Origin of the sequence: Streptomyces albiaxialis (assembly GCF_039530985.1) — a bacterium.
In the GTDB taxonomy this organism is placed as follows: Bacteria; Actinomycetota; Actinomycetes; order Streptomycetales; family Streptomycetaceae; genus Streptomyces; species Streptomyces albiaxialis.
On record NZ_BAAAPE010000045.1, the window covers coordinates 1 to 907 of the forward strand.

1 protein-coding gene is annotated in these 907 nt (G+C 69.8%); it reads left to right on the forward strand.

The genetic code is table 11. From position 1 onward, the window contains the following. Nucleotides 1-58: 58 nt before the first annotated feature. Nucleotides 59-907: hypothetical protein (locus ABD343_RS40825; RefSeq protein ID WP_344535946.1), on the forward strand; the 849-nt coding region annotated here is incomplete at its 3' end.

The window sequence follows — 907 nt, forward strand, 5'->3', positions numbered from 1 at the left end:
GCCGCATCCGGGATCGCACCCCGGACACGGCCCTGACGCTCCGAACGAAGGGCTTCTCATGATCGAACAGAGCGCTGCCGAGGACGCTACCCGGCAGATGGACATGTCCGACTACGCGGGATGGCTGATCAGCCATCTCGGCCCGACCGGCACGCTGGTGCTGCTGGCGCTCGGCTCCCTGCTCCTGCTCAAGCTGCTCGGCAAGGACGGGCGCCGGGCCGCTGCCAAGGGACTCGGGAAGCTGCTCGGCAGCCTCACGGGCGCGGTGGTGCGCTACCTGGGCATCACGGTGTGGGCGGCGCGCATGCGGATGCCGATCCGGCTGGCCTACCGGCTCCAGCCCGACCGCTGGCGCGAGATGTGCGAGACGCGGAAGCTCGTCGGTCTCAAGCGTGGCCGGATCAAGCGCACGCCGATGGGCGTGGACGTGCGCGTCACCCTCGGCGGCAGTCTCACGCTGGAGACCCTGACCGCCCGGATCAAGGACGTGGAGACCGGTCTTGGGACCCGGCGCGGTGCGGTGCGCATCGAGGGCGCGGACAAGGCGAACAAGGCAACCGTCCGCATCACGGTGCGCAACCCGCTGGCGAAGAACGTGCCGTGGTCGCAGCCGTCCGCCCCGGTGAGCATCACGGACCCGGCGCGGCTGTCGATGAACCCCTTCGGTGAGTGGACGGAGATCGATCTCCAGCAGCGCATCCTGGTCGTCGGCGCGTCCGGCTCGGGCAAGTCCTCGGTCCAGCGGGTGCTGTCGGCGCCGGTGATCCTCGCGACGGACGCCGAGCTGGAGGTGTGGGACCTCAAGCAGGGCACCGAGTCCCAGCACTACGAGGGCAAGGCCGCCGTCCGGATCACCACGTCGGAACAAGCCCGCGAGCGCCTCAACTGGTACATGAGCGTGGAGCTG